Annotated in this window: 14 protein-coding genes; 5 read left to right on the forward strand and 9 right to left on the reverse strand. The window is 71.0% G+C overall.

Translation table 11 applies throughout. The features are described from left to right. The 5 genes from JJQ90_RS13610 to JJQ90_RS13630 all read right to left on the reverse strand — a co-directional run bounded on the left by JJQ90_RS13610 (position 1) and on the right by JJQ90_RS13630 (position 4,722). Entirely contained in the window at positions 1-603 is a 603-nt protein-coding gene (locus JJQ90_RS13610) for a PadR family transcriptional regulator (protein ID WP_216876210.1), read from the reverse strand. A 93-nt stretch (positions 604-696) separates the two neighbouring features. Next, positions 697-1,020, reverse strand: coding sequence for a hypothetical protein (locus tag JJQ90_RS13615; protein ID WP_216876212.1), 324 nt, complete (start codon positions 1,018-1,020; stop codon positions 697-699). Next, positions 1,017-1,610 (reverse strand): YjbF family lipoprotein, encoded by a 594-nt coding sequence (locus JJQ90_RS13620; RefSeq protein WP_216876214.1) that lies wholly within the window; start codon positions 1,608-1,610, stop codon positions 1,017-1,019. The genes JJQ90_RS13615 and JJQ90_RS13620 overlap by 4 nt, the downstream gene beginning before the upstream one ends. Next, complete coding sequence (locus JJQ90_RS13625) at positions 1,607-3,613, reverse strand: TRAP transporter permease (RefSeq protein WP_216876216.1); 2,007 nt, start codon at positions 3,611-3,613, stop codon at positions 1,607-1,609. Before JJQ90_RS13625 ends, JJQ90_RS13620 begins: the two co-directional genes overlap by 4 nt. 131 nt (positions 3,614-3,744) lie before the next feature. After that, complete coding sequence (locus JJQ90_RS13630) at positions 3,745-4,722, reverse strand: TAXI family TRAP transporter solute-binding subunit (RefSeq protein ID WP_216876217.1); 978 nt, start codon at positions 4,720-4,722, stop codon at positions 3,745-3,747. 165 nt (positions 4,723-4,887) lie between these two features. On the opposite strand from JJQ90_RS13630, the gene JJQ90_RS13635 reads away from it, so the two are divergent. The 3 genes from JJQ90_RS13635 to JJQ90_RS13645 all read left to right on the forward strand — a co-directional run bounded on the left by JJQ90_RS13635 (position 4,888) and on the right by JJQ90_RS13645 (position 8,836). After that, positions 4,888-5,586 (forward strand): CBS domain-containing protein, encoded by a 699-nt coding sequence (locus tag JJQ90_RS13635; protein WP_230410623.1) that lies wholly within the window; start codon positions 4,888-4,890, stop codon positions 5,584-5,586. 146 nt (positions 5,587-5,732) lie between these two features. After that, positions 5,733-7,910 carry a TonB-dependent receptor plug domain-containing protein gene (locus tag JJQ90_RS13640; RefSeq protein ID WP_216876218.1) on the forward strand — a complete coding sequence of 726 codons (2,178 nt, stop codon included), beginning with the start codon at positions 5,733-5,735 and terminating at the stop codon, positions 7,908-7,910. Continuing rightward, the gene (locus JJQ90_RS13645; RefSeq protein WP_216876220.1) at positions 7,910-8,836 is read left to right on the forward strand and encodes a hypothetical protein; all 927 of its coding nucleotides are present in this window, start codon (positions 7,910-7,912) and stop codon (positions 8,834-8,836) included. Before JJQ90_RS13640 ends, JJQ90_RS13645 begins: the two co-directional genes overlap by 1 nt. On the opposite strand, the gene JJQ90_RS13650 is transcribed toward JJQ90_RS13645, so the two are convergent. The 4 genes from JJQ90_RS13650 to JJQ90_RS13665 are packed head-to-tail and all read right to left on the reverse strand — an operon-like array spanning position 8,823 to position 16,275. Then, positions 8,823-9,791, reverse strand: a complete 969-nt coding sequence (locus JJQ90_RS13650) for an MBL fold metallo-hydrolase (protein ID WP_216876222.1) — start codon at positions 9,789-9,791, stop codon at positions 8,823-8,825. The genes JJQ90_RS13645 and JJQ90_RS13650 overlap by 14 nt on opposite strands. After that, positions 9,788-11,032: an MFS transporter gene (locus tag JJQ90_RS13655; protein ID WP_216876224.1), complete on the reverse strand. Its 1,245-nt coding sequence runs from the start codon at positions 11,030-11,032 to the stop codon at positions 9,788-9,790. Before JJQ90_RS13655 ends, JJQ90_RS13650 begins: the two co-directional genes overlap by 4 nt. A 12-nt stretch (positions 11,033-11,044) precedes the next feature. Then, the gene (locus tag JJQ90_RS13660) at positions 11,045-11,578 is read right to left on the reverse strand and encodes a mismatch-specific DNA-glycosylase (RefSeq protein WP_216876226.1); all 534 of its coding nucleotides are present in this window, start codon (positions 11,576-11,578) and stop codon (positions 11,045-11,047) included. Beyond that, positions 11,575-16,275, reverse strand: a complete 4,701-nt coding sequence (locus tag JJQ90_RS13665; RefSeq protein WP_216876228.1) for an NAD-glutamate dehydrogenase — start codon at positions 16,273-16,275, stop codon at positions 11,575-11,577. The genes JJQ90_RS13660 and JJQ90_RS13665 overlap by 4 nt, the downstream gene beginning before the upstream one ends. Positions 16,276-16,379: 104 nt before the next feature. Between JJQ90_RS13665 and JJQ90_RS13670 the strand changes: the two genes are divergently transcribed. After that, a complete protein-coding gene (locus JJQ90_RS13670) occupies positions 16,380-17,603 on the forward strand; it encodes a cupin domain-containing protein (protein WP_216876230.1) in 1,224 nt (407 codons plus the stop codon). Beyond that, on the forward strand, positions 17,600-18,146 hold a 547-nt coding region (locus tag JJQ90_RS13675; RefSeq protein WP_216876232.1), incomplete at its 3' end, for an OmpA family protein. The genes JJQ90_RS13670 and JJQ90_RS13675, both read left to right, overlap by 4 nt.

Consider the following 18,146-nt stretch of genomic DNA (forward strand, 5'->3'; position numbering starts at 1 on the left):
TCAGCTCCGCTCGATGGCGGTGGCGGCGGCATCCAGCGCGGCGGCGATGCCGCGCACCTGCTCCTCGGTCAGCGGGCCACGGGCGAGGCGGAGGCGCAGCGCGAGCTTCAGGTTCTCGGTGGCGCGCATCACCTCCGGCAGCGGGCCGCCACTGTTCGCGGCCTTCACCGCCTGCATGCGGGCCAGCGCCGCATCCACCGCCGGCTGGTTGGCGGCCAGCCAGGCCGTCCCTTCCGGCGTGATGGCATAGAGCTTCTTGCCGCCGCCCTCGGCCACGGTGGCGTGGCCCAGCTCCTCCAGCATCGTCAGGGTCGGGTAGATCACGCCGGGGCTGGGGCTGTAGGTGCCGGCGACGCGGTCCTCGATTTCCTTGATGAGTTCGTAGCCATGGCGCGGCTGTTCGGCGACCAGGGCCAGCACGACCAGGCGCAGCTCGCCATGGTCGAACAGCCGGCCGGATCGCCCGCCGCCGCCGCGCATGCGGCCATGCAGCCGGCCGAAGCCATGGCCGTGTTCGTGATGGCCGCCGTCGCCCGCGGGTCCCCGGGCGAAGCGCCGCTCGCCCTGGCCGTGGTGGCAACCGTGATGTCGGTGATGGTGCATGTCACTCTCTTCGTAGCGGTTTCGATCTATCGAAATTTCAGATATATCGAGACTGCCTCGCTTTCAAGTGACAGAACGTAACGGACGTGGCCCTCAGCCGCCGCAGCGGAACGGGACGAAACTGCTGGCGGTGCCGGCATTCATCGCGGCGATGGTCATGGCATCGGCCAGCGCCAATTCCTGCGGCGAGCGCGGGCAGACCTCCACCCGGGACCGGCAGCCGGAGTCGAGGAAGGTCGCGTGGCGTTCGAGAAATTCCGGGCTGAGCCCGGCGCGGCCGAAGCGCGTCAGCGCCTGCGGCCACATTTCCGCGTAGCGGGCGCATTTTTCCGAGTTCCAGTCACGGCTGGCGGGGGTCTGGGCCAGGCCCGCCACGGGCGGAAGCAGCAGCGCGGCAGTGACAAAAAAACGGATCATGGTCCCTCCACCTCCAGCACGACGTCGCCGATCCATTGCCGGCTGCGCCGGACCTGGCCGGTCGCCGCCTCCGTCACGAAGCGGTTTTCGAAGGTGAGGCCCAGGCCGGTGCAGCGCTCCGTCACCACCAGCCATCCAACTTGCGGCGCGGCGGTGAGTTCGCAGGTCAGCGCCAGGCCGAAGCGCATCCCGGCCGGGTTATCGCCGGCGCCGCGCAGGTCGATGCTGCGGCGGCTCGTGGCGGGGTCGGCCCGCAGCGCGCGGGGATCGGCCAGCGGGTCCACGCCCTCGATCCGCGTGGCGGCGAGGCCCGGGCCAAGGCCGGCGGTGGCGATGATGCGCGGCCCCTGGGTGGCCAGCGCCGCGCCGCCCTCGGCCCGCCACAGGCGCCAATCGCCCTGTTCCTGCACGAGGGCGAAGGTAAGGGGCCGCGGCCCTCCCGTCACCCGCAGCGCCGGACCCGCGATGGGTGCGGCCGCCACGGCCACCGGCCCGGCGCCCGACAGCGCCGTGGCCAGTGGCGTATCGCCACAGCCGGGGAGCAGCAGCGCCCCCAGCAGCGCCCCCGGCAGCGCCAGGCAGCGCCTCACGCCACGCGGCGGCGCCATTGCAGGGCAAGCAGCCCCAGCGCCAGCACCATGCCCATCAGATGCGGATAGGGCAGGATGCCGGGCGCGATGACCTCCAGGATCGCCGGGAAGATCATCAGAAGCCCGGCGACGACCAGCCCGGCCCGCTCCAGCCCGCTCAGCGCCCGCAGCAGGAAGCCCTGGCAGGCGGCGGCCAGCGCGGCGAGGCCGACAGTCGCCAGCACCGTCTGCCAGACCACATCGACCCAGGTCATGTCGTCCCGGAAATTCAGCAGCAGGCCGACGCCGGTCGGGTCCGTGACGAAGACGAAGGGCAGCACGAAGGCCGGCAGGGTGTATTTCCAGGCCTGGAAGGTGGTGCGGTAGGGACCGCCCCCGGTGATCGCCGCCGCCGCGAAGGGCGACAGCGCGGTGGGCGGCGAGACCTCGCTGAGGACCGCGTAGTAGAAGACGAACATATGCGCCGCGTAGTCCGGCACGCCGAGCTTGATGAGCGCCGGCGCCGCCACCACGGCGCAGATGATGTAGCTGGCCGTCACCGGCACCGCGAGGCCGATGATCCAGACGATCAGCGCCGTGTACAGCGCCGTCACCACCACCGATCCGCCCGCCGCCTGGATGGCGATGTCGCTGAATTTCAGCCCGAGCCCGGTCAGGGTGATGACGCCGACGATGATGCCCGCCGCCGCGCAGGTCGCCGCGATCCCCACCGCCTGCACGGCGCCGGAGGCCAGGGTCAGCAGCAGCTTCTTCGGCCACAGCGCCTCGCTCGGCCGGATGAAGGACAGCATCACCGCGACCACCATGGCGTAGAGCACGGCGAGCGTCGCGGAATAGCCCACCACCATGAAGGCGATGATCGCGATGAGGGAGGAGAAGTGGAACCAGTATTTCCGCAGCATCGCGGGAATCGGCTCCACCTGGATCACGTCGTCCGGCACGGCGTTGCCGGCCGCCGCCAGCCGCCGCTGGTCCAGCTCCACCATGAAGAGCAGCGAGGCGTAGTAGAGGCAGGTCGGGATGATCGCCATCTTGATGACGTCGAGGTAGCCGATGTTCAGATACTCGGCGATCAGGAAGGCCGCCGCCCCCAGCACGGGGGGCGAGATGATGGCGCCGAGCCCGCCGGCGGCCAGCAGCCCGCCCGCATCATCCGGCTTGTAGCCGACGCGCTTCATCATCGGCCAGGCGACGGTGCCGAGCGTGACGGTGGTGGCGACGCCCGACCCCGAAGGCCCGCCGAGCAGGAAGGAGGACAGCACCACGGTGCGCCCCGCGCTCGCGGTCTTGCCGCCGGTCGCGGCGAAGGAGAAGTCGACGAAGAATTTGCCCGCGCCCGTCGCCTGCAGGATGGCACCATAGATGGTGAACAGGATGATGAGCGTGGCGGAGACATCGATGGCGGAGCCGAAGATGCCGTCGAGCCCGATGGTCAGGTGCGGGATCATCCGCTCGCTGTCATAGCCCTGGTGTTGCCAGGGCGGCGGCAGCAGGTTGCCGAAGAAGCCATAGAGCAGGAAGGCGATGGCGACGCAGGGCATGATGGGGCCTGTGGCGCGCCGCGCCACTTCCAGCACCAGGCCGACCATCAGCCAGCCCACCACCAGGTCCATCGGCTCGGGAAAGATGGCGCGGTCCTGGAGATCGTCGCCGCCGGTCACCATGTACCAGATGACGTAGAAGCCCGCCGCCGCCAGCGCGACGTCCCAGACCATCATGCGGTGGCGGAACCGCTTCGCCGCCGGAAACAGAAGAAAACCGAGCACCAGCGTGAAGCCGACATGCACGAAGCGCAGCGTCGTGGTCGGCACGATGTCCCACGCCGCCCAGAGGTGGAAAAGGCTCATCGCCAAGGCGAGGCCGGTGCCGACGAAGCCGAGCCAGCCGGTGAAATTGTTGAGACTGCCCTCCTCCTCCTCGATCAGCGCCTCGATGCGGGCAGTTGTGGCTTCATCGAGGGCGCCGGGCGCGACCTCCGGCGGCAGGTTGGATTTGGTGTTCACAGGCGCGCGCTCCGGCAGGTCGCGAATGCGGAAAAGCCGGGGAGGGCGCCAATCGGCCCTCCCCAAGCTGCCATGGTGGGATCATGCCCGCCCCCGTCGCCCGTCATGGGCCAGCGGGCCGGGCCGGCGGTTCAGGCCAGGGTCGCGCCCTGGGCCTTCCAGAAGGTCTCCGCCGCCGGATGCCAGGGAATGCCCGCCGCGGCGGATTTCTGGCCTTCCAGCTTGAAGTCGCGCGCCGCGGAATGCACCTGCGCCCAGTCGGCGCGGTGGGACCACATCACCTGGAGGATCTTGCCCACCATGTCGGCCGGCATGTCTTCGCGGACGCCGACGATATTGGCGACGGACATCTGCTTGTTCGGCCGGGTCTGGCCGGGATAGGCGCCGGCCGGAATCTCCTCCGGGAAATAGACCGGGCCGTATTTCTCGATGATGCCGGGGATGAACTCGTGATGGTCGATCATGACCAGCTGCACGCCCGGGGAGGCGCCGAGATCGGTGATCGCGCTGGTCGGATAGCCGGAGACGAAGAAATAGGCGTCGAGCTTGCCGTCCTTGATGGCATTGGTGCTCTCGGCTGGGGACAGGCGTTCCCGCGCGCGGAAATCCTTGTCCTTGTCGAGGCCCGCGCCCTCGATCAGGCGCAGCGCCATCACCTCCGTCGCCGAACCCGGCGCGCCGGTGGAGATGCGCTTGCCCTTCAGGTCGGACATCTTGGTGATGCCGGTGGAGGCCACGGTCACCACCTGCATGCGGTTGGTGTAGAGCACGGCGATGGCGCGCGCCGGTACCGGGCGGCCGCGGAAGCGGTCATTGCCGCGCACCGCATCCACCGCCGCATCGACCTGGCTGATGACCATGCCGACGCGATTGGCGCCCAGCAATTGCAGGTTGGCGACGGAACCGCCCGTGACCTCGACGGTTGCGGACATGCCGGGAATGTCGCGCGACAGGTAGTTCGCCAGTGCGCCACCCAACGGGTAATAGACGCCGCCGGTGGTGCCGGTGGCGATCGCCATCTGCGTGGCAGCCTGCGCGCGGGCCAGCCCCGGCAAGGCGAGCGCCGCGGCGCCCATGGCGAGGGCGCGTCGACCGATATGGAAGGTCATTCTTCGGAGTCTCCCTTTATGATTCTTGGACACCCAGCAATACAGGCGCCTTTCCGGATGGGGAAGGGTGGAGATTTGACCTGCATCAAGGTCGTCCGCACGCGCTGCGCTTAACCTGCCCCGCATCGTGATGCGCCAACGCCCACGAAACGGAGGATGCAGGCCATGACCCGTCTTTCTGCACGCGACCTGATGACGGCCGAGGTGGTCACCGTGCCGCCCGCCACGCCCGTTCTGTCCATCGCCCGGCTGCTCGCCGAGCGCGGCATTTCCGCCGTGCCGGTTCTCGATGGCACCGGCAAGCTTCTCGGCATCGTCACCGAAGCCGACCTGATCCGCCGCCTGGCCGGAGAGGCGGATCAGCCCGCTTCCTGGTTCGCCAACCTCTTCGCCAGCGCGGAACGCGACGCGGCGCGCTTCGCCCGCGCCCATGGTGCGACCGCGGCCGACCTGATGACCACCGACCTCGCCAGCGTCAGCCCGGAAACGCCGGCCGCGGAGGTCGCGAAGCTGATGGAGGACCGCAACATCCGCCGCGTGCTGGTGGTGCAGGATGGAAGGCTGCTCGGCCTCGTCTCCCGCGCCGACCTGCTGCGCGCGCTGGTGGCGCCGAAGCACGAGGATCTGGATCTGTCGGATGACCGCATCCGCATTGCGGTGCTGGCGGCGATGCGCAAGCAGCCCTGGGCCGACACCTTCTACACGCTGGTGGATGTGAAGAATGGCGTGGTGGAGCTGAACGGCTTCAGCCGCAGCGCCGAAGTGCAGCGCGCGCTGCGCGTGCTGGCGGAGAATGTGCCGGGCGTGAAGGGCGTGGAAGACCGCAGCACGCCGATGCCGGCCTATCTCTACGCCGCGGGCTGAAAAGGCCAGCGGTCACGGCTGGGTTGGAACGGCCGGCGGAAAACCCCGCCGGCCGGCAGTCCGGGGCCAAATTTGACGGATTGGTGACGCCAAGGCTATTTGCGAATAATTATCAAAATCATTCGCAATGACTGGGGTCCAGCACCGTGTCCAGCCGCCTGCCCGCCAGCGCCCTGCTGGTACTTCTCACCCCCCTGACCGCGCTCGCCCAGTCCGATGTGCCGGCCGATGCCACGCTGCTGCCTGGCGTCGAAATCCGCGGCGACGCGGTCCAGAACTCCGTCGAGCGCGCCATCCGCGCGCGGCGGGACGCCCCCGATTCCCGCGTGGTGATCGAGCGGCAGGAGCTGACGCAGTTCAACGACCTGCCGATCGGTGACGTGCTGCGCCGCCTGCCCTCCGCCGTCTTCGATGGGGGCAACCGGGCGCGGGAGCTGAACCTGCGCGGCGCCGGGCGGGAATACACCCAGATTCTCATCAATGGCCGCCGCCTGCTGGATGGCGCCTCCGCCCGCACGATCCAGCTCGACCGCCTGCCGGCGGCGATGGTGGAGCGGGTGGAGTTCCTGCGCAGCCCGATGGCGGATCGAGACGCGCAGGGCGCCGCCGGAACGCTCAACATCGTGCTGCGCAACGACATCCAGACCCCGATCACCGAGCTTGGCATCGGCGCCGGCCTGTATGAGCAACAGGGCGCCATCGGCGACATCAACCTGCTGCACGCCAACCGCGCGGGCCGGCTGAGCTACACCCTGCTCGGCAGCCTGCAATCGCCGGCGCGGTCCGAGGATGCGGATGTGCTGGCCTACAGTGGCACCGGCGCCGCCAATGGCGGGTCGCTGAACAGCAACCGCCGCCGCTATGGCCAGGTCTCGCTGCTGCCGAGCTTCCGCCTCGACCTTGGCGCGACCAACGTGGTGCTGGAGCCGAGCTACCTGTTCACGCGGGAAAATCGCCTGGACATCAAGGACGAGCTGCTGACCAACCAGTCCGCCGTGCGCCGGCAGGAACGCGAGGATCGTACCCGTTTCCGCGAGAGCTATGGCAGCCGCGTCGCGGTGACGCATGATTTCGGCGCGTTCTCCACCACCGCGGCACTGGATGCGCAGCAGGGGCGGGAGGATACGCGCCGCAAGGCGGAACGCTACACCAGCAGCGGCCTGATCGACCGCCTGCGCCGGCGGACGGAGGATGTGGACTTCACCCGCGTCGCGCCGAGCTTCCGGGTCGATTCGCCGCTGCCCGGCCATCGCCTGTCCTTCGGCCTCGGCCATGTGGCGGAGACGCGGGACGAGGACAACAGCGACATGCAGGATGGCGTGCCGCTTGCGGCCAACGCCGCGCGCGTCTTCGCCGTGCGGGAGGGCATCAGCCACGCCTTCGTGCAGGATGGCATCGGCATTGGGCCGGACGGGCTGCTGACGCTCGGCATGCGCTTCGAATCCTCCACCACCCGCACGCGCGACGCCGCTGGCCTCAGCACCACGACCGAGCTGGATGTGCCGCTGCCCTCCGCCAACTACCGCCACCGCTTGGGGGAGGCGACGGATCTGCGCCTCGGCGTCGGTCGCACGCTGCGCCGGCCCGATCTGCGCGAGTTGAGCCCGACCGTCACCTCCGACCTCGGCACCACCGCGCGGCCGGATACCGCGGGCAATGCCAATCTGCGGCCCGAACGCATCTGGGGCGCCGATGTCGGGATCGACCATGCGATCTATGGCGGCCGTGGCCTGCTCGCCGCCAATCTCTTCGGCCGCTCCGTGCAGGACCGCATCGAGCAGCAGGTGAACTTCGAGGCCGGCCGCGCCGTCAGCCGCCCGACCAATGTCGCCGATGGCAGCTTCTGGGGCGTGGAATTCGAGGGTCGCATGCCGCTCGACCTGCTGGGCCGGCCGGAATTCTCGCTCTGGGGCAATCTCGCGCTGCTGGACAGCCAGGTGGATGACCCGCGCCTCGGCCGGGAACGCCGCTTCGCGGACCAGCCGCCGGTGGTCGGCACGGTGGGCCTCGACTGGTTCGTGGAGCCCATCGCCACCACTTTCGGCGTCGCCGCCAATTGGCGTGCCTCCACGGATGTTCGGGTTGGCCAGGCCGCGGGTGCCAGCCTGCGCACCGAACGTTCCGAGGCGCTGCGACTGGATTTCTCCGCCAGTATCGCGGTGACGGAAGCGATCACCGTTTCCGTCTCCGCGCTCAACCTGCTGGGTGAGGATGAGAAGGTGCGTGCCACCTCCTACAACGCCAGCGGCAATGCCACGGCGATCTCCATCGACCGGGAACCGACCTGGCGCACCCTCTACGTCGCCACGCGCATCCGCTTCTGATGCGCCCCCTGGTCGCCGGCACGGGTTGGGCGGCCCGGTGGCGGCGGCCGTTGTCGCCGGTGCTGCGGCTGCTGTGGGAACAGCGGCTGTGGATCCTGGGCCTGCTGGCCGTGGTCGGCATCATCGCCGCCCTGCGCCCCGGCTTCGCCGCCATCGCCAAGGCCGTGGCCCAGGCGCTGCGCGATCCGGGCGTGACGGTCTTCGCCCTGCTCGGCGACCATGCGCCGGCCGTGGCGATGCTCGGCCTGGCACTCGGCATTATGCAATTGGCGGAACGCGTGCTGAAGCGTGGCACGCGCACCCGCGTCACCATCGCGCTGCAGAATGTCTATCTCGGCCAGGGTGCCGCGCCGGATGCGGCGATGGCGTCGAGCCATGTGCTCTATGGATGCGAAATCGGCGCCAAGGGGCTGGAGGCCGCCTATCACGACGCGCCGCGCATCGCCGCCGCGCTGCTCAGCGGCGGGCTGTGGCAGGCTGGGCTGGGGGCCGAATGGCTGCCGCTGGTGCTGCTCTCCGTCCCGCCCGCCATCGCGCTGGCCTGGCTTGCCGGCCGCCCGATCGAGGGACGCAGCCGGATGATCCTGTCGGCGCAACGCGACCTGGCCGCAGGTGCCTCCGGCCCCGCTTCCGGCGTTGCCGCTGCGCAGGGGCTTTGGCTGCGCGCGACGCTGCTGATCGAGGCGCTGAAATGGCTGGCAGACCGCATGGTGGAGGTGGGGCTCTGGCTGTCCGTGCTGACGCTCGGCGGTTTCGCCTGGCTGGCCGGCGTGCCGCTGCTGCCGGCGGAGCCCGATGTGGCGCAGACCATCGCGACGCTGGTGAATCTGCAACTTCTCGCCATTCCCATCGGCGAGATGGGCAAGCTGTCCAGCAAATGGTGGGAGGCCCGGCCCGCGATCGAACGCAGTTTCAGGCCGCGCTGACAGGCCTGACCAGCGTCTCGCCAAAGCCCGGCACGCGGAACGCCTCCGGCGCCACGCCGTGCTGGCGCTTCGCTTCTTCCAGAAGCCGCGCCGGCTCGTCGATCGGCTCATCGGTCAGGCGGAAGAAGGTGCCGAAGTGCATCGCCAGGCTGGCGCGCGCGCCGCAGGCGAGATGCGTCCGCACCGCTTCCTCCGGGTCCATGTGCTGCGTCCGCATGAACCAGCGCGGCGCATAGGCGCCGATCGGCACCAGCGCGAGGTCGATCCCCGGGAACCGCCGCCCAACTTCCTCCGGATGCGGGCACCACCCGCTGTCGCCCACGAAATACACCGTGGCGCCATCCGGTGCCTGGATGACGAAGCCGCCCCAGAGCGCGCGGTTGCGGTCCCGCAGGCTGCGTGCCGAGAAGTGCTGGGACGGCACATAGGTGACGCGCAGCCCCGCCACCTCCACGCTGTCCCACCAGTCGCATTCGCGCGGCGCGGCCAGGCCGGCCTTCGCCAGCAGGCGCCCGGTGCCGAGCGAGGTGACGGAGGGCGGCGCCCAGCGCGCCTGCACGCGCTTCAGCGTCGCCAGGTCGCAATGGTCGTAGTGGTTGTGGCTCACCAGCAGAAGATCGACGCCCGGCAGCGCCTCCAGCCTCTGGCCCGGGGCGCGCACGCGCCTTGGCCCGGCGAAGGGCAGCGGGCTGGCGCGCGGCGACCAGACCGGGTCGATCAGCACGGCCACCCCACCGATCTGCACCAGCCAGCTCGCATGGCCGATGAAGGTGGCGGCGATCCGGCCAGCCGCCACGCGGGGCGGCGGTGGCTGCGGCGGGTCCTCCACCCAGCGCGGCCAGGGCGCCACCTGCCGCGTGCGGAACCAACGCAGCACATCCGCCGGCCCATGATCCACATCGCTGTGCAGATTGACGTAGCGGCCCGCCACGCGGCGGGAGGCGAAGTCGCTCATCGGCGCTCCCGCACCGTGGTGAGGATCGCCAGGCCAATCGCCAGGAAGACCAGCACCGTCGCCATGCCCAGGCGCTGGCTGCCCGTCGCCGTGGTGACCACGGCGAGCGCCGCCGGGCCGAGAAAGCCGGTGATGCGGCCGGACAGCGCGAACAGGCCGAAATGCGCCGCGATCTCCTCCGGCGGCGCAAGGCGGGCCATGAAGCTGCGGCTGGCGGCCTGGGCCGGGCCGAAGAAAAGGCCAAGCGCCAGCGCCATGATCCAGAACCACATTTCTGTCTCGGCCAGCAGCAGGCCGGTGCCCAGCACGACCATGGCCATCAAGGCGCCGAGCACCATGCGGCGGGAGCCCACGCGGTCCTCGATCATCGCGAAGCCGGCGGCGCCGAGGCCGGCGGTGACATTCATGGCGATGCCGAACAGCAGGATGCGGTCGAGCCCCATGCCGAAGACGCCGGCCGCATAGATCGCGCCAAAGGCGAACAGCGTGTTCAGCCCATCCGTGTAGAACAGCCGCGCCAGCAGGAAGCGCGCGAGGTCCGGATTGCGCGGCAGGGTACGGATCAGCGCGGCGATCTCGTTCAGCCCCTGCGCGGCCGCCTGCGCCCAGCTCGGACGTGGCCCCGCCGGATCGGGCAGCGCCAGCAGCACCGGCCAGCCGAAGACCAGAATCCAGGCGGCCACCAGCAGCGCCGCGGCCCGCACATGTTCCGCGGCACCCCGGTCCAGCCCGAACAGTGCCGGATCGGGCTGGATCAGCAGCACCAGCGAGATGGCGAGGCAGGCCAGCCCGCCCGCATAGCCCAGCCCCCAGCCGAGGCCGGAAACGCGGCCCAGCCGCCCCGGCGGCGCCACGCCGGGCAGCATGGAATTGTAGAACACCGTGCCGATCTCGAAGCACACCGTCGCCAGCCCGACGCAGACCAGGGCATAGACCGCCCAGTCCGGGCTGGGCCGGGCGAACCAGATCATGCCGGTGGCAATCGCCGTGAGCAGCGTGAAGATACCCAGCATCAGGCGCCGCCGCCCGCCCGCATCCGCCACCGCGCCCAGCACCGGCGAGAGCAGCGCCACGGCAAGCCCCGCCGCCGACTGCATCCACCCCCATTGCGCCTGCCCCGTCACCTGGTCCGCGGCGATGCCACTGGTGAAATAGGCGGCGATGACGAAGGTGGAGACCACCGTCGGAAAACTGCTGTTCGCCCAGTCATACAGCGCCCAGGCCCAGGCTTTTTTCGTCACCGCAATCGCCCTTCATTCACCGCCGAAACCAAGCGCGATCGCCGCCTCGCACCAAATCCGCTGAAAGTCACGCTTCTGCCAATGCCCGTTCAGGCGAGACGTGCTCGGCAGGACCCAGACCGGGGGAAAGCCGGCCGGGCGCCGATTTCCATCCAAAGGACCGAATGCCAGCTCTTTCCCCGCGCGGCGGCCCAGGAATCGCATGGCGGTCTCCCTGCTGGTGAAGGCGATCCCGCCCGGGCGATACCGCATCATGGTGTCGCTGAAACGCGCGACGTCAGCCTCCGACACGGCGATGTTCCGGTCGACCCCGTATTGCGTCTTGGCCAGGTCCGTCAGGCCGATACCCCATTCGCCCAGGCGCGCGAATTCCGCGGGCCGGAGCATTTCCGGCGTGAAACCGGCCTGATGCAGCGCCATCCAGAACCGGTTTCCAGGACCGGCGTAATAGGCGCCGATCCTGGCCGATTCCGGCCCCGCCGCCATGCCGCAGAACACCAGCCGGAGCCCTGGTTTCAGCAGGTCCGGCAGGACGTCCTGCGTCACGCCAGCCCCGAGATCGCCCGCGTCGCCACGCCGATCGCCACCAGGTCGCCGGCCCGCGCCGCCTCCCGCGCCAGTTGCGTGGCCTCCGTCATGCGGGCCGGATCGCCCTCCCCGGCCAGCCGGGCGCGGGCGAGCCGGGCCTGCACCGCGGCGAGGTCAGCCAGCGCCTCCGCCTGTGCGCGTGCGGCGAAGGCGTTTGTCGCGCGTGCCCCCTCCGCGGCTTCGCGCAGCGCGTCCAGGCAGAAGGCCTCCCCCACTTCGCGCCAGGCCTGGGCGGCGGTGGCGGGGTCCGCGCCGCTGTCCTGCGCCAGCCGGACGACGGAGGGCGCGGCGGCGAGCCGCGCGCCGCCACCGGCCAGCGCGGCGAGGGAGGCCGGAAGGCCCGCCTCCATCAGGCGCCTGGCCTCCTCGCCCGGCGCCGCTTCCTCCGCCGCGATCAAGGCGGCAACACCCGGCGCAAGCGCGGCCAGCGCCGCGTCCAGCGGTGCCTCGGCATGTTCCAGCATCACCTTGCGGGTCGCCGCTTCCAGCAGGCGGCGCAGCGCCGCCATCGCCTCCAGCCGCAAGGCCGGCGGCACGGGCGCCGCATCGGCCGCCACCGCCGCCGCTTCCAGCCCGAACAGGGCACTGGCGAGCCAGGCGGCGCGGACCACCTCTGCCCCGCTGGTCTCGGCGCCGGCCAGCCGGCCGAGCGCGGCGGTGCCAAGCTGGTTCGCCACCAGGTTGGCCAGGCCCGTCGCCACCAGTTCGCGCTTCAGCCGGTGGCGCGGGATGACATCGGAAAAACGGTCCTGCAGCGCCTGCGGGAAATAGCCGCGCAGCAGCGGGGCGAGGGCGGGCTCATCCGGCAGACCGCTCGCCTCGATCGCTTCCGTCAGCCACAGCTTGGCCGGTGGCAGCAGGGAGGCCAGTTCGGGCCGCGTCAGCCCCTTGCCCTCCGCGCCACGGGCGCGCAGCACCGCCGCATCCGGCAGCCCGGCCACGGCGCGGTCGAGCACGCCTTCGGCCTCCAGCCGCGCCATCAGCGCCGCATGGGCCGCCATGTCCTCCACCGCCGTGCGCGTCTCCAGGCTGATGGTGAGGGACTGCGCGTGGTTGTCGGCCAGCACCAGGCGGCCGACCTCCTCCGTCATCTCGCCCAGCAGCACGTCGCGCTGGCGGCGCGTCAGCGCGCCCTCGCGTTCCACGTCGGCCAGCAGGATCTTGATGTTCACCTCGTGGTCGGAGGTGCTGACGCCGGCGGAATTGTCCAGCGCATCGGTGTTGAGGCGCACGCCATGCTGGGCGGCCTCGATGCGCCCCGCCTGGGTGATGCCGAGATTGGCGCCCTCGCCCAGGATTCGGCAACGCAGCGCGGCGCCATCGACGCGGATCGCGTCATTGGCACGGTCGCCGGCCTCGGCCTGCGTCTCGGTGCTGGACTTCACATAGGTGCCGATGCCGCCGAAATAGAGCAGGTCGACATCCAGTGTCAGGATGGCGCGCAGGATGGTGGCGGGCTCCGCGCGATCTTCCGTGATGCCGAGCAGCGCCTGCGCTTCCGGCGACAGCGGCAGCGTCTTGGCGTTGCGCGGCAGTATGGCGCCGCCCGGCGACAGCAGCCGCGCATCGTAATCCGCCCAGCTCGATCGCGGCAGCGCGAACAGCCGCGCGCGTTCGGCGAAGGCCGCTTCCGCATCCGGACTGGGGTCGAGGAAGATGTGCCGATGGTCGAAGGCCGCCACCAGCTTCGTCTTCTTCGAGATCAGCAGCCCATTGCCGAACACGTCGCCCGACATGTCGCCGACGCCGGCGCAGGTGAACGCGGCTTCCTGCACGCCCTGGCCGCGCAACTCGGCAAAATGGCGGTCGATCATCACCCAGGCGCCGCGCGCCGTGATGCCCATGCCCTTGTGGTCGTAGCCGGCGGAACCACCACTGGCAAAAGCGTCGCCGAGCCAGAAGCCGTATTCGGCGGACAGGTCGTTGGCGATGTCGCTGAAGGTGGCGGTGCCCTTGTCGGCGGCGGCGACGATATAGGCGTCGTCGCCATCGCGCCGCACGATGCCCTCCGCCGTCACCACACCGCCGGATTCCGAAAAATTGTCGGTGAGGTCGAGCATGCCGCGCACCAGGGTCCGGTAGGCGGCGATGCCTTCCGCCTGGAACGCCTCGCGATCCGAGGACGGCGGCGGATGCTTCAGCACGAAGCCGCCCTTGGCGCCGGTCGGCACGATGACGACGTTCTTCAGCCGCTGCGCCTTCATCAGGCCCAGCACCTCCGTCCGGAAATCCTCGCGCCGGTCGGACCAGCGGATGCCGCCGCGCGCCACCGGCCCGGCGCGCAGATGGCAACCTTCCATCCGCGGCGAATGCACGAAAATCTCGCGCCAGGGCCGGGGCAGCGGCATGTCGCCAGCCAGGGCCGAATCCAGCTTGAAGGCGAGGTAGGGTTTCGACTGATAGAAGTTGGTGCGCAGGATCGCATCCAGCAGCAGCCGCATGCGCGACAGGATGCGGTCCTCATCCGGGTTGGCGACGCCGTCCAGAATCGTCGTCCAGCGTGCCCGCAGCGCCGTCTCGTCCCGATCCTTCGCCTGCGGGTCGAAGCGCGCATCGAACAGGTCGATCAGCACTTGCGCGGCCTCGGGATTCGCCGTCAGCGCGTCCTCCACGCTTTCCTGCGCGAAGGGAAAGCCCACCTGCTTCAGCCAGCGATACATTGCCCGCAGCAGCCAGCAATCCTTCCAGCTCATCCCCGTGCGCAGCACCAGCCGGTTGAAGCCATCCGCCTCCGCCACCCCGTCCAGCAGCATGGACAGTGTGCCGAGGATGGTGCCGAAATTCTCCTCCGCCACATCGGCGGCGGCTTCCAGCTGGAAGACATGCAGCATCACCTCCGGCGCGTCCTTCGGCGTCAGGCGATAGGGCTGTTCCTCGATCGCCCGCAGATCCAGGCTGCGGAACAGCGGCAGCGCATCCGCGAGCGGCAATGGCCGGCCGGGGCTGGCGAGCCGCAGCGTCAGCCGGCGGGGCCCGGCGCCCGGTGCGCGCTCCAGCGTCGCGCGCGGGCGCTGCCGGTCCAGCGCACGCTCCCCCAGATCGATGTCGGCGATGGCCTGGTTGGCCGTTTCCAGGTCGCGATAGGCGCGCGGAAAGGCCTCGCGCCACCGCACCAGGGGGCGGGCTGCGCCGGCGCCGTATTCCTCGGCCAGCGCCTCCTCCAGCCGTTCGGAGAAGCCGCGCGCCACCTGGGCGATGGCGGCCTCCAGCGCCGCCTCGTCCACCACAGGCAGGTCGCCGGGCCTGGTGCCGATGACGTAGTGCACGCGTGCCAGCGGTGCGTCGCCCATCAGCGTGTACCAGGCCGAGAGCCGGCCGCCGAAGGTATCGGCCAGCAACTGCCCGACGCGCTGGCGCAGCGCGGTGTCGAAGGTATCGCGCGGCAGCCAGGTGATGGCTGCGACGAAGCGCTCGAAGGGATCGCGCCGGAGCACCACCGCCGCGCGCGGCCGGATCGTCAGGTCCAGCGCGCGCCGCGCGCCGGCCAGGATCTCGCCTTCCGGCGCCTGGAACAGCTCGTCGCGCGGCCAGGTGTCCAGGATGTTGCGCAGCGCGCGCCCGTCATGGCTTTCCGGATCGAGCCCCGCCAGCGCCAGCACCCGCAGCACTTTCTCCCGCAGCAGGGGGATGGCGCGGGGATTGCGGTTATAGGCATCGGCCGCGAACAGGCCGAGGAACAGCCGCAGCCCGATGATGCGCCCGGCCTCGTCGCGGATGCGCGACATCACCACATCGGCGTGCTGCGGCCGGTGCACCGTGGCGCGCATATTCGCCTTGGCGACGACCACCGGCTCCATGCCGGCGAAGGTGGTCCGCACCGCGTCGGGGATGGCGGAGAGGTCGCGCAGCGCGTCGAAGACCGGCACCGCCGGGTCGCGCAGCATGCCGAGATCCTCCTCCGCCACCACGGAGATCGCGCCATCGGGCGCGACCGCCAGCCGCCGATGGCCGAGCAGCACGTAGTTGTCGTCCCGCATCCAGCCAAGGAAGTCGGCGGCGGCGCCGCCCTCGGCCTGCACCTCCCGCCCCGCTTCCGCCAGCAGCGCGAGCATGGCGCCGAAATCACCCACGGCGAGGCGCACATCGCCCATGGCGCGGCGCAGCGCGGCTTCCACCGCGGGCCATTCGGCGGGGCCGGTGCCGGCAAGCGACAGGGTGGCGCCGGCGGCGATGGCAATGCGCATCACGCTTTCGCGCGGCGCGCCTTCCTCGATCGCGAGCAGGCGGCCATCCGCGTCGCGGCGGATCGGCACGACCGGATGCAGGAACTGCCGCACCACCCGGCCGCTGACGGTCAGCGCGGCCAGGGCGCTGTCCACCAGGAAGGGCATGTCGTCGGTGACGATCTCCGCCACCGCGACCGAGCCCCGGCCGGGGCCGGGGGGCAGCACGCGCAGGCGGGTCTCGCGCGGTCTGCGCTGGGCGGCGAAGGCGAACAGGCTGGCGGCGGCCTCGGCCAGGGCCTCGGGCGGGGTCGCGGCCAGTTCGGCGGTGGGCACGGCGGCATGCAGGCGGCGCAGCAGATTGCCGGCCGCGTCGGGCAGGGCCGGGGCGAGGCGGGCCATGGCGGCGCTCGCGGCGGCCAGCACCTGCGGCCGCACACCATCCTCGGCCGGGCGCGCGCCCAGGCCTGTTTCGCCGCCCAAATCCGTCATGCACTGGTCCTCCTGGCCGGAAGCTGGCCCTTCGCGCGGGTCGCCGCAAGCGCGGCGCGGCGACACGGGTGCAACCCGGGCGGCTTCTGGGCTATTCTTCCCGCATGATCGACAGCCTCGCCGCCCTGCTCGCCCCCGTCACGGCCGAAAGCTTCCTCGCGGAGCATCTGGACCGTCAGCCGCTGCATATCCGCGGCACGCCCGGCAAGTTCGCGGAGGTTCTGTCCTGGCGGCAGATCAACCGGCTGCTGGACATGACGCATATCTGGACCGGCACCAGCCTGAAGCTGGTGATGGACAGCGTCGCGGTGCCGCCGGAGCAGTATTGCACCCGCGCCACCAGCCGCGACGGCGCGGCGGTGCTCCAGCCGGATGCCAAGCTGGTCCAGGGCTGGATCGCCAAGGGCGCCAGCGTGGTGATGAACGACGTGGACAGCCTGACGCCGGGCCTGGCCGGCATCTCCTCGGCGCTGGAGGGGGCGGGCCTCGGCAAGGCCCAGGCCAACGTCTATATCAGCTGGCAGAGCCACAAGGCCTTCCACACCCATTACGACACGCATGATGTCTGGGCGGTGCAGGTGGAGGGCGAGAAGATCTGGAACATCTGGGAGGGCCGGGCCGACTACCCGATCGCCCACCCCGCCTTCCGCGGCCAGCCGCAGGCGCATCACGACCAGGCGCGCGGCAAGCTGCGCGGCACGGTTCACATGAAGCCCGGCGACCTGCTGTACCTTCCGCGCGGCTGGTATCACGACGCTTTGGCCGAGGCGCCGTCCAGCGTCCACATCGCCTATGGCGTGCATGCGCCGCTGGGCATGGACCTGATGAACATCCTTTCGGAGCGCATCCTCTACGACCCCGAATTCCGCAAGCCGTTGCCGCGCCAGGATGGCTCCAACCCGGCGAAATTCGCGCTGACGCAGCGAGCGGGGCTGCTCGGCCAGCGGCTTTCGGAACTGTGCCGCGACCCGAAGGTGATGGAGGTGCTGGCGCAGTTCGTCGGCAATTATCGCTACCATCGCGGCGGTTACGACATGCTGGCGGCGCGCGGCATCGCCGCAGCCTCCGCCCCGATCGGTGCAGTCGAGGCGCCGGCCTTCCGCGTGCTTGCGCCGGGCGCCAAGCCGGTGCGGCGCGGTGCGGAATGGATGGTGAAGGGGCCGCAGGGCGCGGTGGTGGTCACCCCGCCGGAAGCCGAGGCCGCCGCCTGGCTGCTGGCCCGGCCGGATGTGACGGCACCCGAACTGGCGGCCAAGGCCCCGGCCGTGGATGCCGCCGGGCTGCTCGACCGCCTGGCCGCCGCCGGCCTGCTGGGGCGCGCGGCATGAGGATCGCCCTGGCCCTTCTGCTGGCGCTGGCCGCGACGCCGGCCTTGGCGCAGCCGCGCCCCTTCAACTGCATCGGTGCCGAGCGGCTGGAGGATGACGTCATCGCCGTGCCCTTTGCCGGCAACAGCAGCAGCCTCGGCCCGGCGGGCCGCAGCGCGGTGGCGGCGGCGGCGGCGCGGGCCAAGGCGGAGCCCGGCCGGCGGATCTGCGTGCTGGGCCATGCGGATCGCCGTGCCGGCGCGGAGACCAGCACCCAGATCGCCGCGCGCCGCGCCCGCGCCGTCACGGCCGCCCTGGCGCAGCAGGGGGTGCCGCGGGAGCGTGTGCGGGCGGAAGCCCGGGTCGGCGCCTTCAGCGGCCGGGTGCAGGAGCCGGGCTCGCGCGCGGTGACCATCGTTCTGCTGCCGGCTGCCGTCCCCAGCGCGCCCCCGCGGCCAGAACCCGCGCAGCCGGCGCCCGCCCAGCCGGCGCCCGCCCAGCCGGCGCCCGCCCAGCCGGCGCCCGCCCAGCCGGCGCCCGCCCAGCCGGCGCCCGCCCAGCCGG

This window comes from Falsiroseomonas oleicola (genome assembly GCF_019029495.1).
GTDB classification, from domain to species: domain Bacteria; phylum Pseudomonadota; class Alphaproteobacteria; order Acetobacterales; family Acetobacteraceae; genus Falsiroseomonas; species Falsiroseomonas oleicola.

Excerpts from the sequence above, each read along its gene's own strand:
- JJQ90_RS13610 (WP_216876210.1), bottom strand. The coding sequence starts at position 603 with ATGCACCATCACCGACATCACGGTTGCCACCACGGCCAGGGCGAGCGG.
- JJQ90_RS13615 (WP_216876212.1), bottom strand. The coding sequence starts at position 1,020 with ATGATCCGTTTTTTTGTCACTGCCGCGCTGCTGCTTCCGCCCGTGGCG.
- JJQ90_RS13630 (WP_216876217.1), bottom strand. The coding sequence starts at position 4,722 with ATGACCTTCCATATCGGTCGACGCGCCCTCGCCATGGGCGCCGCGGCG.
- JJQ90_RS13635 (WP_230410623.1), top strand. The coding sequence starts at position 4,888 with ATGACCCGTCTTTCTGCACGCGACCTGATGACGGCCGAGGTGGTCACC.
- JJQ90_RS13645 (WP_216876220.1), top strand. The coding sequence starts at position 7,910 with ATGCGCCCCCTGGTCGCCGGCACGGGTTGGGCGGCCCGGTGGCGGCGG.
- JJQ90_RS13650 (WP_216876222.1), bottom strand. The coding sequence starts at position 9,791 with ATGAGCGACTTCGCCTCCCGCCGCGTGGCGGGCCGCTACGTCAATCTG.
- JJQ90_RS13665 (WP_216876228.1), bottom strand. The coding sequence starts at position 16,275 with ATGACGGATTTGGGCGGCGAAACAGGCCTGGGCGCGCGCCCGGCCGAG.
- JJQ90_RS13670 (WP_216876230.1), top strand. The coding sequence starts at position 16,380 with ATGATCGACAGCCTCGCCGCCCTGCTCGCCCCCGTCACGGCCGAAAGC.